Here is a 13,032-nt window from a genome sequence, read left to right as displayed (position 1 = left end):
CATGCATCCGCACCTGTCACGCCTGCGTGCCGCGCTCGCCGCGGTGGACGCCGACACTCCGACGATCTCCGCCTGGGGCCGCAAACTCGCGGCCGTGCTCGCCGGCGGGGGCAGGTTGCTCGCCTGCGGCAACGGCGGCTCGGCCGCCGAGGCCCAGCACCTGACCGCGGAGCTGGTCGGCCGTTTCCGCGACGACCGCCGCCCGTACGCCGCCATCCCGCTGCACGCCGACACCTCGACCGTCTCCGCCATCGGCAACGACTTCGGCGTCGAGGAGATCTACGCCCGCCAGGTGCGGGCGCACGGCAGGCCGGGCGACGTCCTGCTGTGCCTGTCGACCAGCGGGACCAGCCCGAACGTGCTGGCCGCGGCGATGGCCGCCCGCGAGGTCGGCGTCACGACCTGGGCGCTGACCGGCCCGGCGCCCAACCCGCTGGCCGAGATGTGCGACGACGCCCTGCCGATCGACGCCGGGGAGACCGCGACCGTGCAGGAGGTCCACCTCGCCGTGATCCACATGCTCTGCGCCGCGCTGGAGGCCGCGTGCGGGCACGCGCCGGAGGAGACGGAGCAGCTGAGGCCGGTGCCCCGCGAGCCGCGGCGACAGACACGGGGGGAGACACCGGAGGGGACACGGCAGGAGCAGCTGGAAGGAGTGCGCGGATGAGGCCGGGCCCCCTGGTGGTCGTCGGCGACACCCTGCTCGACGTGGACGTCGAAGGCGAGGCGGATCGCCTCTGCCCGGACGCGCCCGTCCCCGTCGTGGCCGGGGCCAGGGAGAACAGCCGCCCCGGCGGGGCGGGCCTGGCCGCCCTGCTGGCGGCCGCCGCCGGCACCGAGGTGGTCCTGGTCACCGCCGCGGGCGACGACGAGTCCGGGCGGCGCCTGCGGGAGCTGCTGTCCGGCCGGGTGGAGGTCGTACGGCTGCCGCTGAGCGGCGGCACCCCCACCAAGACCCGCATCCGGGCACGCGGCCAGACGCTGCTGCGGCTCGACACCGGTGAGGGCCGGGCCGTGACCGTCGCGGACGGCCACCGGCCGCGCGGGACCGCCTCCCGCCTCGGGTCCGCGCCGTACGTGCCCGGGGCCCGCGGGAGCGGCTCCGAGCTGCGGCGGGCGATCGCGGCGATCCGGGGCGCGGGCGCGATCCTGGCCTCCGACTACGGCCTGGGAACGGTGGAGGTCATGCGCGGCGCGCTGGCCGAGGCGACCGCGCCGCTGGTGTGGGACCCGCATCCGCGCGGCCGGGCCCCGATCCCCGGCTGCGCGCTCGTCACCCCCAGCGAGGCCGAGGCCCGGCTGCTGTGCGCCGGATCGTACGGCTCGCCCGAGCAGGCGGCCCGCCGCCTGCTGCACGACCTGGACGTCGAAGCCGTGGCCATCACCCTGGGCGCGCGCGGCGCCGTGCTCGCGCGGCGGGGAGAGCGGCTCCTGGAGATCGCCCCGCCCTTCCCCGTGACGGGCGCGGACCCGTGCGGGGCGGGCGACCGTTTCGCCGGCGCCGCCGCCCTGGCGCTGGGCGGGGGCGCCAGGGCCGAGGAGGCCGTCAGGCACGCGGTCGAGGCGGCCACCGGCTTCGTGCGGGACGGCGGGGCCGCCGCCGTCCGGCTGTCCGCCTGCGGGCCGCGGGAGCGGTTCCTCCTGGAGACGGGCGGACGGCCTGCCGCCGGGGAGGACGGCGGGCGGTTCCTCCCGCCGGAGCTGGGCGAGCGCCCGCGCACGCCCCTGGAGCTGGCCGAGGCCGTCCGCGCCGAGGGGGGCCGGCTGGTCGCCACCGGCGGCTGCTTCGACCTGCTGCACGCCGGTCACGTCAGCCTGCTGCGCCGGGCCAGGGCGCTGGGGGACGCGCTCATCGTCTGCGTCAACTCCGACGACTCCGTCCGCGGGCTGAAGGGATCCGGGCGCCCCGTGGTGAAGGAGGAGGACCGGGTCGAGGTGCTGCGCGCGCTGGAGTGCGTGGACGCCGTCGCGGTCTTCGACGAGGACACGCCGATCTCGCTGATCGAGCGCCTGCGGCCCGACGTGTGGGTCAAGGGCGGCGACTACGCCGAGTCGGACCTGCCGGAGACCGAGACGGTGCGCCGGGCCGGCGGCGAGGTCGTGATCCTGCCGCTCGTCCCCGGCCGCTCCACCACCGATCTGATCGCCGCCGCCCGCGCGGCGCTGTGAGGGGAGCGCGATGAACCGCTCCCACCGCGGCCGCCCGGACGGCGCCCCGCCGTGCTCCCCTCTCCCGCACGACCCCGAAAGGACATCATGCTCGGAAACATCCTGATCACCGGCGGCGCGTCCGGCCTGGGCCTGGCCACCGCCGAGGCCGTGGCCAAGGCCGGCGGGCGGCCCCTGGTCGTCGACGTCAACGCCCCCGCCGCCGGGATGGACCACGTCATCGCCGACCTGGCCGACCGGGAGCAGGCCGAACGGGCGGTGACCGAGCTGGCCGGGCGGGCCGGCGGACTGGACGGCGTCGTCACCGCCGCGGGCATCGACGCCTGCGGCCGCCTGGAGGACGTCCCCGCCGACCGGTGGGAGCGGGTGGTCCAGGTCAACCTGTTCGGCACCGTCTCGGTGGTCCGCGCGGCCCTGCCGTACCTGACCGCCTCCCGGGGGCGGGTCGTGACCTGCGCCTCGACCCTCGGCCTGCGGGCGGTCAGCGACGCCACCGCCTACTGCGCCTCCAAGTTCGGCGTGGTCGGCTTCACCCGGGCGCTGGCGACCGAGCTGGCCGGTCAGGTGGGGGTGACGCTGCTGGTCCCCGGCGGCATGCACACCCACTTCTTCGACGACCGCGACGAGCAGTACAAGCCGGGCCCCGACGCCAAGCTCAACAAGCCCGAGAACGTGGCCGCGACCGTCGTGTTCGCGCTCAGCCAGCCGGCGGGCTGCGAGATCAGGGAGCTGCTGGTCTGCTCCTCCACGGAGACCTCGTGGCCATGACCGGGAGCGAGATCGGGACCGGGACGGCGGCGGTGCGGTGAGGACCGGCGGGGACGGGCGTCCCGCGGTGCTGGCCCTGCGCGGGCTGGCACTGGGGGACCTGCTCACCGCGGTGCCCGCGCTGCGGGCGCTGCGGCGGGCCTTCCCCGGCCACCGGCTCGTGCTGGCCGCCCCGGCCGCGCTGGCGGACCTGCTGCCGCTGATCGGCGCGGCCGACGAACTGCTGGACGTCTCCGGGCCGGGCCCCGTGCCGTTCGACTCACCCGAGGTCGCGGTCAACCTGCACGGCCGCGGCCCGCAGAGCGTCGAGGCGCTGCGCCGTACCCGCCCGGGAAGGCTCATCACCCACGCCCACCCCGGCTTCCCCGAGGTGCCCGGCCCGCCGTGGCGGCAGGACGCGCACGAGGTCCGGCGATGGTGCGACCTGCTCGGCTGGTACGGCATCCCGGCCGACCCCGCCGACTTGAGGCTGTCCGAGCCCGCGGGAGCAGACGGCTCCGGTCCGGACGGCGCGGACGGTTACGGCCCGGACGGCGGCGCGGCGCGCGGCGGTCCCGTGGTGGTGCATCCGGGGGCCGCCTACCCGGCCAGGCGCTGGCCGCCGGAGCGGTTCGCCCAGGTGATCGACGGGCTGCGGCGGGCAGGACACGAGGTGGTGGTCACCGGGGGGCCGGCCGAGCGGGACCTCGCCGCGACCGTGGCGACCCTGGCCGGCCTGCCCGGCGAGCGCGTGCTGGCCGGGCGCACCGGGCTGCGGGAACTGGCCGCGCTGGTGGCCCGCGCCCGCCTGGTCGTCTGCGGCGACACCGGGGTGGCCCATCTGGCCAGCGCGTACGGCACGCCGTCGGTGGTGCTGTTCGGGCCGGTCGCGCCCGCCCTGTGGGGACCGCCGCCGGCGGGCCCGCACATCGCCCTGTGGGCGGGGACGTCGGGAGACCCCCATGGAGGAGAGACCGACCCCGGCCTGTTGCGGATCGGCGTGCCGGAGGTCCTCGACGCAGCACTGAGATCGCTGGAGGTGAAGGTGTGATGGACGCACGACGCGCGGTGGTGACCGGCGGAGCCGGTTTCCTGGGCTCCTATCTGTGTGAGCGCCTGGTGGAGCGGGGGACGGAGGTGATCTGCATGGACAACTTCCTCACCGGCTCGCCCGACAACGTCGCGCACCTGATGGGCGGTCCCGCCTTCAGGCTCGTCGAGTGCGACCTCACCGGATTCGTCCACGTGCCCGGCGACGTCGACCTGGTGCTCCACTTCGCCTCGGCCGCCTCCCCGGTCGACTATCTGCGGCACCCGATCGAGACGCTCAAGGTGGGCAGCCTGGGAACCCTGCACGCCCTGGGCCTGGCCAGGGAGAAGGGCGCGCGCTTCGTGCTGGCCTCCACCAGCGAGGTCTACGGCGACCCGCTGGAACACCCGCAGAAGGAGAGCTACTGGGGCAACGTCAACCCGGTCGGGCCGCGCAGCGTCTACGACGAGGCCAAGCGCTTCGCCGAGTCGCTGACCACGGCCTACCGCAACTCGCACGGCACCGACACGGGGATCGTGCGGATCTTCAACACCTACGGGCCGAGGATGCGCCCCCACGACGGCCGGGCCATCCCCACCTTCATCCGCCAGGCGCTGTCCGGCGAGCCGATCACCGTGACCGGGGACGGCACCCAGACCCGCTCCATCTGCTACGTGGCCGACACGGCCGAGGGCATCCTCGCCATGGCCGGCAGCGACTTCGAGGGCCCGGTCAACATCGGCAACCCCGCGGAGCTGACCATGCTCGAACTGGCCGGGACCGTCCGCGACCTGACCGGCTCGTCCTCGCCGATCGAGTTCATCGACCGCCCCGCCGACGACCCGGCCGTCCGGCGCCCGGACACCTCCCTGGCCGCCTCCCGGCTGGGCTGGAAGGCGCAGGTGGACGCCGAGGAGGGGCTGCGCCGCACCATCGCGTGGTTCGCCGACAAGCTCAGCCAGACGCCGCAGGCCGTGGCCGGCCGCTGACACCGGTCCCGGCGGGGCGGCACCGGGGCCGCCGCCCCGCCGGTGTCCCCGCGCTATTCCTCACCTGGGAGCCGGACCCGCCGATGGGAGGCAGTCACGTCCGGGGCGTGGACGGCCCGGGACGGGCCGTGCGCCGGGCATCAACGGCTCACGGAGGAGCTTCCCTTGACCACATCCCATCTGCCGCCGTCCGGCCGGCCCGGCCCGCGCCGCGCCGCCTCGCTGCTGGCGGCGATCGCCCTCACCTCCGGCGGCCTGGTGGCCGCCACCGCCACCGCACCCGCGTACGCCGCCACCGCGAGGTGCACGGCGCCCGGGTTCGCCGCCGCGGCGGACTATTCCGTCGGCGCCGGTCCGAAGGCCCTGACCGTGACCGACCTCAACGGCGACGGCAGGCGCGACATCGTCACGGCCGGCTACGGCGCCGGTTCCCTGTCGGTGCTGCTCGGCAGGGCCGACGGCACCTTCCAGGCGGCCGCGGGCGTCGTGGCCGGGGCGAACCCGTCCGGTGTCGCCCCGGGCGACTTCAACGGCGACGGCGACACCGACCTGGCCGTGGCGAACGACAACGCGATAACCGGAGGTGTCTCGGTTCTCATCGGCAACGGTGACGGCACCTTCCGGCCGGCCGTCTCCGCACTGACGTCGGGCGCCCCCAACGGCGTCGTGGCGGGCGACATGGACGAGGACGGCGACGCCGACCTGGTGTACGCCGCCACCAGCGGTCTCATGGGCCACATCCAGGTGCTGACCGGCACCGGCGACGGCACCTTCACGCGGGGCTCCCTCCAGGGCACCATGGGGACCCATCTCTCACCCGTGGCGGGCGACTTCAACGGCGACGACCACCTCGACGTGGCGTTCGTCAAGGGCAACGCCGTCCAGGTGATGCTCGGTGGCGGCAACGGCGCCCTGGGCTCCCGCCTCGACGCCGCCCCGGGGGTGAGCGCCACGCAGGTCACCGCCGGCGACGCCGACGGCGACGGCGACACCGACCTGGTCGCGACCACGCTCGACGGGGGAGTCTCGGTGCTTTTCAACTCCGGCAACGCGGCCTTCACCGCCTCCGGCGTCCACGTCACGGGCGTACCGGCCGGGAGCCCCGCCGTGGGCGACGTCACCGGCGAGGGCAGGCCCGACCTGATGGTCGCGGAGACGGGCATGCCCGGAACGGTGTCGGTGCTGCCGGGCAACGGCGACGGCACCTTCGGGGCGGCCGTGCGGTTCGCCGCGGGAGGCGACCCGGCGCGGACCGTGACGGGCGACTTCAACCGTGACGGCAGGACCGACCTGGCGGTGACGGGCTACACCTCCGGCACCGTCTCGGTGCTGCTGAACACCTGCGTGCCCGCCGCCACGCCCGCGGTGAAGCCGAAGCCCACGGTGAAGCCGAAGCCCACGGTGAAGCCGAAGCCCACGGTGAAGCCGAAGCCGACGGTCAAGCCCAAGGCGAAGGTCGAGCCGGCGCCGGAGGCCAGGAAGAAGCTGAAGAAGCTGAAGAAGAAGTACGGCGGCGGAGCCGCATGACCACCGGCCCGGCCGGGCGTCCGGGTGACCGGACCGCCCGGCCTCCCGGACGACGCGGCGGCCTCAGGAGGACCGGGCCGGGACGGCGAGATCGCTGAGGATCTCCGCCATCCGGGCGGCGTTGCGCTGGGCGTTGTCGCGGCAGCAGTTGTTCATCAGGACGTGCACGGTCTCCGCCTCCCGCGAGAACTCGCCGATCCTGGCGGCCCAGCGCTCCAGCTCGGCCTCGGAGTAGTAGTAGGCGAACCGCTCCTCGATCCGCTTGCTGGCCCACTTCTCCGAATGACCGTGGAAGCGGACCACCGCCAGGTCGGCGGTGGCGGCCAGGACGGGCGGGACCGACGAGGGGTGGCCCTGCGGCATGTCCACGCTGACGTAGGGGATGCCGTGGGAGGCCAGGAAGTCGAGCGTGCGGGCGCGCTCGTCCTCCTCCATCCAGGTGCGGTTGCGGAACTCCACGCACGCCCGCATCGGGGCGCAGCGCCGTACGCACTCCAGCACGTGACGCCGGTTGCGCTCCCCGGCCGGCAGCCACGGGGGGAACTGCAGGAGCACGGCGCCGAGCTTGCCCGCCTCGTGCAGGGGCGTGAGCGTGGCGAGGAATCGCCGCCACACCTCGTCGAGGATCTCCGGGCCGACGTCGCGGGCGTACAGGGAGCCGTCCGGGTCGCCGAGCGCCGTGCGCAGGTCCTTGTACAGCGAGCGCGCGCGGGTGGGGTGCCCGGTCAGCAGGGAGAACGCCTTGACGTTGAAGGTGAAGCCCGCGGGCGTGCGGTCCCGCCAGGCCTGCACGGTCTTGAGCGAGGGGGGATGGTAGTAGGTGGCGTCCACCTCCACCAGCGGGAACCGCCGCGCGTAGTAGGCCAGCCGGTCTGCGGGGGTCGAGGCCTCCGCGGGATACCAGCCCGAGTCGAGCAGGGACCGGTCGGTCCACGAGGCCGTGCCCACCAGGATGTTCGCCATGCCCCGCCCCCTGCCCCGGCGGGCGGGGCCCTCACCTGCCGGTCACCTTCACGGTATGGACGCACGCGGGAGTGATTACCTCCCCCCGCCGGGGGTAGCGGAGACGATCACAACCGAACCGAATATTGGGAGGCGTCATGAACGCAGCGCACCCCCGTACCGCACGCACGCCGGTGCAGCTCGCTGCGCTGATCGTCGGGGTCGTATTCCTGCTCGTCGGCATCCTGGGGTTCATCCCCGGCATAACCACGAACGTCGACCAGCTCGAGTTCGCCGGTCACCAGTCGGACGCGATGCTGCTTGGGATCTTCGAAGTCTCGATCCTGCACAACATCGTCCACCTCCTGTTCGGAGTGGCGGGCGTCGCGCTCGCTCGGACGTGGTCGGGAGCCCGTAGCTACCTGATCGGCGGCGGGGTCGTCTACCTGCTGCTCTGGCTGTACGGCATGGTCGTCGGCCACGACACCGCGGCCAACTTCGTCCCGGTCAACAACGCCGACAACTGGCTGCACCTGGTGCTCGGCCTGGGCATGCTCGCCATGGGCTTCCTGCTCACCCGCCGTCCCGTCTCCTCGCGGATCTGACGGGCGGCCGACGGAGAGGACGCCGAAGGGGCCCGGCCGCCGGATGCGGCCGGGCCCCTTCGCGTCCGCGCGGGCCGTACGGGTCAGGCCGGGACGGAGTGGATCGCACGCTCCGGGTGGCGGTGGGCGGCGACCGCGGCGGCGAAGGCCTTCACGAACCCGTCGACATCGTCGCCGTCGTCGGTGACCACGCCGGGGTGCCGGCCGGGACCGAGCCGGGCGATCTCCAGCAGCCGGCTCCCGGAGCCGAGGGCGCCGATCGCCTTGCCGTGCTTGAAGGCCTCGGCGACGTAGTGCACGGCCAGGCCGTCCAGGCTCAGCTCACGCGCCGACTCCTGTCCGCCGGGCACCAGCACGGCGTCGTAGAGCACCGAGGCCGTCGTGTTCATCGCGTGGGTCACCGGCAAGGGGTCGCCCTCGCCGTCCCGTACGGCGCCGCCTCGCGGGCCCAGCACCTCGCAGATCGCCCCCATGCCGGTCAGCGCCGAGCGCACCGCCTTCACCTGGGCGGAATCGGCGCCGTCGGCCACCAGGATCGCGATCTTCCGGGTGGCGACGCCCTGGACCGGGGCGTGGGCCTGGCTGAGCGCGGGGGAGAGGCGGCCGTGGTTGGGGGCGGCGGGCGGCGGCGGCTCGACGCCGATCCCCGCGGCCACCGAGACGGCCAGCTCGTGGTCGACGTTGGCGAGGTTGCGGACCACGCCCTCGCGGATGTGCACGTTGACCACCTTGCCGAGCTCGAAGCGGAAGGCGTCGACGATGTGCTGCCTCTCCCAGGCGGACATGCTGTTCCAGAACAGCGTCGCCTGGCTGTAGTGGTCGGAGAAGCTCTCGCTGCGCTTGCGGATCTTGTGCCCGTCCACCCGCTCCTGGTAGTGCCGGTAGGCGCCGGGGGAGCCGGGCACGGGGCAGCCCCCGCCCAGGGAATTGGGGTGATAGCTCACCTGTCCCCGGGGGATCGCCGTCTGGTGATAGCCGTCCCGGTGGTGGTTGCGCACCTCGGCCAGGGGCCGGTTGATCGGGATCTGGGTGAAGTTGGGCCCGCCGAGCCTGATGAGCTGGGTGTCGAGATAGGAGAACAGGCGGCCCTGCAGCAGCGGGTCGTTGGTGAAGTCGATGCCGGGCACGACGTTGCCGATGTGGAAGGCGACCTGCTCGGTCTCGGCGAAGAAGTTGTCGGGGTTGCGGTCGAGCACCAGGCGCCCGACCGGCCGTACCGGGACGACCTCCTCAGGGATGATCTTCGTGGCGTCGAGCAGGTCGAAGTCGAAGGCGTGCTCGTCCTCCTGCGCCACGAGCTGGACACCGAGCTCCCACTCGGGGAGGTTCCCGCTCTCGATCGCCTCCCACAGGTCCTTGCGGTTGAAGTCGGGGTCCTTGCCGGCGATCTTCTGGGTCTCGTCCCAGACCAGCGAGTGGATGCCCAGCTTGGGCTTCCAGTGGAACTTCACGAAGGTGCCCCGGCCCTCGGCGTCGACGAACCGGAAGGTGTGGACGCCGAAGCCCTGCATCATCCGGTAGCTGCGCGGCAGGGCCCGGTCCGACATCAACCACATGATCATGTGGGTGCTCTCCGGCTGGAGCTGCACGAAGTCCCACAGGGTGTCGTGCGCCGAGGAGGCCTGCGGGACCTCGTTGTGCGGCTCCGGCTTCACCGCGTGCACGAAGTCGGGGAACTTGATCCCGTCCTGGATGAAGAAGACCGGCATGTTGTTGCCGACCAGGTCGAAGTTGCCCTGCGGGGTGAAGAACTTCACGGCGAAGCCGCGCACGTCGCGCACGGTGTCCGCCGAGCCGCGCGAGCCCGCCACGGTGGAGAAGCGCACGAACACGGGGGTGCGCACCTTCGGGCTGGTCAGGAACTGCGCGCTGGTGAAGGGGGCCAGCGAGTCGTCGTAGGGCTCGAAATACCCGTGGGCGCCCGCGCCTCGGGCGTGCACCACCCGCTCGGGGATCCGCTCGTGGTCGAAATGGGTGATCTTCTCCCGGAAGTGAAAATCCTCCATCAGGGTCGGGCCCCGCTCGCCCGGGCGCAGCGAGTTGTCGGTGTCGTCCACCGGGACGCCCTGGTCGGTGGTGAGGGCGGTGTCCTCGTAACCGACCCGGACATCGTCGAGTTGCTTGTCCTTGTCCGTGCGGCGGTCGCCGAGCATCGGTCTCCTTCGGGTGTGCGATCGGGCGGGGAGATCTCCGCCTCGAAAAGCGCCATACCCGGGAGGTGTCACCGAAACGGGAAAGGAACGGTCTGGCTTCTACGGGCGTCTGCCCACCCCGGTCGCCAGCTCGCCGATCCGCAGCGGCCCTCCGGTGCTCGCCGACAGCGGCGGTGTGGCCATGCCCGAGGTGGTGCGCATGCCCTCCATCAGGTCGCGCAGCGCGTCGACCGCGGAGTACCGGGGCTGCCAGCCGAGCTCGGCGCGCGCCCGGGAGACGTCCATGATCGGTACGGCGAGCAGCATGTCGAACAGGTCCGGGGCGGCCGGCACCAGGCGCGCGTGCCAGGCGGCCGAGACCGCGCCCCGCAGCAGCCGGCCGGGGACGCGCACCCGGCGGGCGCCGAGGAACTCGGCCAGGACCGCGGGGTCGATCACCGGGTCGGCGGCGATGTTGAAGGCGCCCGACACCTGCGAGGTCACCGCCCGGTGGAAGGCCTGGCCGATGTCGTCTCCGTGCACCGCCTGGAAGCGGAGACCGGGGACGTCGGGGACGACGGGGATCAGGCCGGGCCGTACCAGCCGCTGGGGCAGGAAGGGGCCGGCGAACAGCCGCCGCTGCTCGGTCGCGGCCTCCCGCTTGAAGACGAAGCCGGGGCGCAGCCGTACCACCCTGATGTCCGGGTGCTCGTGCTCGAAGAGGTCCAGCGCCCGCTCGACATAGGCCTTCTCCCGCCCGTAGGCGGCTCCGGGCCAGCCGTGGGTGGGCCAGTCCTCGGAGACCGGTCGGTCCTTCGGGCCGGGGGAGTAGGCGCCCACGGAGGAGGAGTACACCAGGGCGGGCACCTTGGCGCGGGCCGCCGCCGCGAAGACCCGCATGCTGCCCAGCGCGTTGACGCGCCAGGTCGTGATCGGGTCGCGGGTCGGCTGGAACAGCCAGGCCAGGTGCACGACCGCGTCGGAGCCCTCGAAGTGCGGGGCCAGATCTCCGGAGGAGACGTCCACGGAGCGCCATTCGGTCTTCTCTGGACGCCAGTCGGGCGGCCTGCGGGCCAGGCCGAGAACGGATGTGACGCTGCTGTCTGCCACCAGGGAGGACACCACGCTGGTGCCGAGGTTTCCGGTGGCGCCGACCACTGTTACACGCATACCTCCCGGATGCCCTCACAGCCGGGGGTGAACCGGCGGGGGTGTGATTTTCGGCGTATGCGGCTTCACGGGGTACGCGGGCGATGCATGCGGATGATCAGACGAGCTTGACCGAGGCGACGCTCTCGGGCCGTCCGTGCAGGAGGGCCTCCTGGAGCGTCGGATAGACGTCGAAGGCGGCGTCGAGGCCGGTCAGCCGCATGATGCGGCGGGGCACGGGGTTCAGGCAGCACAGGGCGCAGGTGCCGCCGCAGCGGTGGGCCCTGCTGGAGGCCTGGACGAGGAGCCGGAGCCCTGAGGAATCGATGAAGTCCATAGAGGAAAGATCGAACAGCAGTCGAGGCCGGGTGACCGTGAGCGCCTCGTTGATCTGCTCGCTGAGCAGCGCCTCCTCCGTCTTGTCGACCTCACCGATGATCGTGATGATGGTGAAGTCGTCGTGGCGCTCCCTGTTGATCTTCAGCGGCATAGGTGACTCCAGACCAGCGCCATGATGGCAGCGGTCCTGGAATCTCCTGGCCCGCTCATGCGCCTGGTCCCCTCAGTCTCGCCCCTCGGAGGGCGAACACACAAGGCGGGCGCCGGTTGTGCGGTGATCCGGCTGATTTGTTATGCGCCTTTCCGGAGGGCCGGGGGAGGGAGGGGTGTCGGGTCGACCTCCTGTGTGAGTGGTTCGGCGGTGAGTGCCCTGTTTGGCCTTTACGCCATGGGTATGGAGAAGTCCATGCAGCTCACGCCAGGGAGGCAACATGGCTAAATTCGGATATTTCCTGTCGAGTGAGGAGCACGGGCCCAAGGAGCTGGTGCGCCAGGCCAAGCTCGCCGAGCAGGCGGGGTTCGAGGCTCTGTGGATCTCCGACCACTTCCACCCCTGGCTGGACGAGCAGGGCCAGAGCCCGTTCGTCTGGTCGGTGATCGGCGCCATCGCCGAGGCGACGTCGCTGCCGATCACCACGGCGGTGACCTGCCCGCTGGTCCGCATCCACCCGGCGGTCATCGCCCAGGCCGCCGCGACCACCGCGGCGCTGACCGAGGGCCGCTTCCGGCTCGGCGTCGGCACCGGTGAGGCGCTCAACGAGCACATCATCGACTCGCACTGGCCTCCGGCCGAGGAACGGCTGGAGATGCTGGAGGAGGCGATCGAGGTGATGCGCGAGCTGTGGAGCGGCAAGCTGGTGACCCACCGCGGCACGCACTACGACGTCGACACCGCCCGCCTCTACACGCTGCCCGACGAGCCGCCGCCGGTCTACATCTCCGGCTTCGGCGAGAAGTCGGTGCAGCTGGCCGGGCGCATCGGCGACGGCTACATCTCCACCGGCCCCTCCGCCGACATGGTGAGCATGTTCCGCACCTCCGGCGGCGGGGACAAGACCGTGCAGGGCGGCCTGAAGGTCTGCTACGCCGCCGACGAGGACACCGCGCGCAAGACCGTGCACCGGCTCTGGCCGACCCAGGGCATCCAGGGCGAGGCGGCCCAGCTCCTGCCGCTGCCCCGGCACTTCGAGCAGCTGGCGCAGATGGTCTCGGTGGAGGACGCCAGTCAGGGCTCGCCGTGCGGCCCCGACCCCGAGGTCCACGTCAAGGCGGTCAAGGAGTACCTCGACGCCGGTTTCGACGAGGTCTACATCAGCCAGATCGGCCAGGAACAGGACGCCTTCTTCGACTTCTACGCCAAGGAGGTCCTGCCCCGTCTGCGCTGACCGTTTGCCGGCCCGGGT

General features: G+C 72.8%; 12 protein-coding genes. 8 read left to right on the top strand and 4 right to left on the bottom strand.

From position 1 onward, the window contains the following. Position 1: 1 nt before the first annotated feature. The 6 genes from Pta02_RS27955 (at position 2) to Pta02_RS27930 (ending at position 6,462) form a co-directional block, all read left to right on the top strand. Positions 2-667, top strand: a complete 666-nt coding sequence (locus tag Pta02_RS27955) for a D-sedoheptulose-7-phosphate isomerase (protein ID WP_203877934.1) — start codon at positions 2-4, stop codon at positions 665-667. Next, positions 664-2,169: a D-glycero-beta-D-manno-heptose 1-phosphate adenylyltransferase gene (gene rfaE2, locus Pta02_RS27950; protein WP_203877933.1), complete on the top strand. Its 1,506-nt coding sequence runs from the start codon at positions 664-666 to the stop codon at positions 2,167-2,169. Before Pta02_RS27955 ends, rfaE2 begins: the two co-directional genes overlap by 4 nt. An 87-nt stretch (positions 2,170-2,256) precedes the next feature. Then, positions 2,257-2,937, top strand: coding sequence for an SDR family oxidoreductase (locus Pta02_RS27945; RefSeq protein ID WP_203877932.1), 681 nt, complete (start codon positions 2,257-2,259; stop codon positions 2,935-2,937). Between the two features lie 37 nt (positions 2,938-2,974). Next, positions 2,975-3,967, top strand: a complete 993-nt coding sequence (locus Pta02_RS27940) for a glycosyltransferase family 9 protein (protein WP_203877931.1) — start codon at positions 2,975-2,977, stop codon at positions 3,965-3,967. Then, a complete protein-coding gene (locus Pta02_RS27935; protein WP_203877930.1) occupies positions 3,967-4,935 on the top strand; it encodes a UDP-glucuronic acid decarboxylase family protein in 969 nt (322 codons plus the stop codon). The genes Pta02_RS27940 and Pta02_RS27935 overlap by 1 nt, the downstream gene beginning before the upstream one ends. Before the next feature lie 165 nt (positions 4,936-5,100). Continuing rightward, complete coding sequence (locus Pta02_RS27930; protein WP_203877929.1) at positions 5,101-6,462, top strand: FG-GAP repeat domain-containing protein; 1,362 nt, start codon at positions 5,101-5,103, stop codon at positions 6,460-6,462. Between the two features lie 63 nt (positions 6,463-6,525). Here the strand turns inward: Pta02_RS27930 and Pta02_RS27925 are convergent, their stop codons facing one another. Further along, on the bottom strand, positions 6,526-7,425 hold the full coding sequence (locus Pta02_RS27925; protein ID WP_203877928.1) for a DUF72 domain-containing protein: 900 nt from the start codon (positions 7,423-7,425) through the stop codon (positions 6,526-6,528). A 137-nt stretch (positions 7,426-7,562) separates the two neighbouring features. Between Pta02_RS27925 and Pta02_RS27920 the strand changes: the two genes are divergently transcribed. Then, entirely contained in the window at positions 7,563-8,009 is a 447-nt protein-coding gene (locus Pta02_RS27920) for a DUF4383 domain-containing protein (protein WP_203877927.1), read from the top strand. A gap of 83 nt (positions 8,010-8,092) precedes the next feature. On the opposite strand, the gene Pta02_RS27915 is transcribed toward Pta02_RS27920, so the two are convergent. The 3 genes from Pta02_RS27915 to Pta02_RS27905 all read right to left on the bottom strand — a co-directional run bounded on the left by Pta02_RS27915 (position 8,093) and on the right by Pta02_RS27905 (position 11,780). Further along, the gene (locus Pta02_RS27915; protein ID WP_203877926.1) at positions 8,093-10,162 is read right to left on the bottom strand and encodes a catalase; all 2,070 of its coding nucleotides are present in this window, start codon (positions 10,160-10,162) and stop codon (positions 8,093-8,095) included. Between the two features lie 99 nt (positions 10,163-10,261). Then, the gene (locus Pta02_RS27910; protein WP_203877925.1) at positions 10,262-11,311 is read right to left on the bottom strand and encodes an NAD-dependent epimerase/dehydratase family protein; all 1,050 of its coding nucleotides are present in this window, start codon (positions 11,309-11,311) and stop codon (positions 10,262-10,264) included. A 97-nt stretch (positions 11,312-11,408) separates the two neighbouring features. Next, positions 11,409-11,780, bottom strand: coding sequence for an STAS domain-containing protein (locus Pta02_RS27905; RefSeq protein WP_203877924.1), 372 nt, complete (start codon positions 11,778-11,780; stop codon positions 11,409-11,411). Between the two features lie 280 nt (positions 11,781-12,060). Between Pta02_RS27905 and Pta02_RS27900 the strand changes: the two genes are divergently transcribed. Continuing rightward, positions 12,061-13,014 (top strand): TIGR03557 family F420-dependent LLM class oxidoreductase, encoded by a 954-nt coding sequence (locus tag Pta02_RS27900; protein WP_203877923.1) that lies wholly within the window; start codon positions 12,061-12,063, stop codon positions 13,012-13,014. Positions 13,015-13,032: the final 18 nt, after the last annotated feature.

The sequence above is a fragment of the Paraplanobispora takensis genome (assembly GCF_016863195.1).
GTDB classification, from domain to species: domain Bacteria; phylum Actinomycetota; class Actinomycetes; order Streptosporangiales; family Streptosporangiaceae; genus Planobispora; species Planobispora takensis.
The sequence above is the reverse complement of the archived record's forward strand: the minus strand, read 5'-3'. Positions and strand labels throughout refer to the sequence as shown.

What these genes read in the sequence shown, in the direction of transcription:
- Pta02_RS27905 (WP_203877924.1), bottom strand. Translation starts at nt 11,780, where the DNA reads ATGCCGCTGAAGATCAACAGGGAGCGCCACGACGACTTCACCATCATC.
- rfaE2 (WP_203877933.1), top strand. Translation starts at nt 664, where the DNA reads ATGAGGCCGGGCCCCCTGGTGGTCGTCGGCGACACCCTGCTCGACGTG.
- Pta02_RS27925 (WP_203877928.1), bottom strand. Translation starts at nt 7,425, where the DNA reads ATGGCGAACATCCTGGTGGGCACGGCCTCGTGGACCGACCGGTCCCTG.
- Pta02_RS27920 (WP_203877927.1), top strand. Translation starts at nt 7,563, where the DNA reads ATGAACGCAGCGCACCCCCGTACCGCACGCACGCCGGTGCAGCTCGCT.
- Pta02_RS27935 (WP_203877930.1), top strand. Translation starts at nt 3,967, where the DNA reads ATGGACGCACGACGCGCGGTGGTGACCGGCGGAGCCGGTTTCCTGGGC.
- Pta02_RS27955 (WP_203877934.1), top strand. Translation starts at nt 2, where the DNA reads ATGCATCCGCACCTGTCACGCCTGCGTGCCGCGCTCGCCGCGGTGGAC.
- Pta02_RS27910 (WP_203877925.1), bottom strand. Translation starts at nt 11,311, where the DNA reads ATGCGTGTAACAGTGGTCGGCGCCACCGGAAACCTCGGCACCAGCGTG.
- Pta02_RS27945 (WP_203877932.1), top strand. Translation starts at nt 2,257, where the DNA reads ATGCTCGGAAACATCCTGATCACCGGCGGCGCGTCCGGCCTGGGCCTG.
- Pta02_RS27915 (WP_203877926.1), bottom strand. Translation starts at nt 10,162, where the DNA reads ATGCTCGGCGACCGCCGCACGGACAAGGACAAGCAACTCGACGATGTC.
- Pta02_RS27900 (WP_203877923.1), top strand. Translation starts at nt 12,061, where the DNA reads ATGGCTAAATTCGGATATTTCCTGTCGAGTGAGGAGCACGGGCCCAAG.